A 419-nucleotide genomic window follows, 5' to 3' on the forward strand; every position below is an offset into this window, starting at 1 on the left:
GCCGGCGTCTCGCCGGATCTCGCCTTCAACACCGCGGTCAGCTTCGTCACCAACACCAATTGGCAGTCCTATGGCGGCGAGACCACCATGAGCCATTTCAGCCAGATGGCCGGGCTCGCGGTCCAGAACTTCCTGTCGGCCGCCACCGGCATCGCGCTGGCGGCGGCGATGGTGCGGGCCTTCGCCCGCTCGGGCATGCAGACCGTCGGCAATTTCTACGCCGACATGACGCGCGCCGTTCTCTACGTGCTGCTGCCGCTCGCCATCATCACCGGGCTTGCCCAGGTCGCCATGGGCACCCCGCAGACCTTCGAGGCCTCCGTCACCGCGACGACGCTCGAGGGCAACCAGCAGACGCTGGCGCTCGGGCCCGTCGCCTCGCAGATCGCGATCAAGCAGCTCGGCACCAATGGCGGCGG

Annotated in this window: 1 protein-coding gene; it reads left to right on the forward strand. The window is 68.5% G+C overall.

All coding sequences use genetic code 11. The features are described from left to right. Positions 1 to 419 (forward strand): potassium-transporting ATPase subunit KdpA (locus tag ACZLZY_RS24935; RefSeq protein ID WP_472936650.1); only part of this gene is annotated, 419 nt, incomplete at both ends.

It is taken from the genome of Mesocryomonas lacus, from assembly GCF_055730135.2.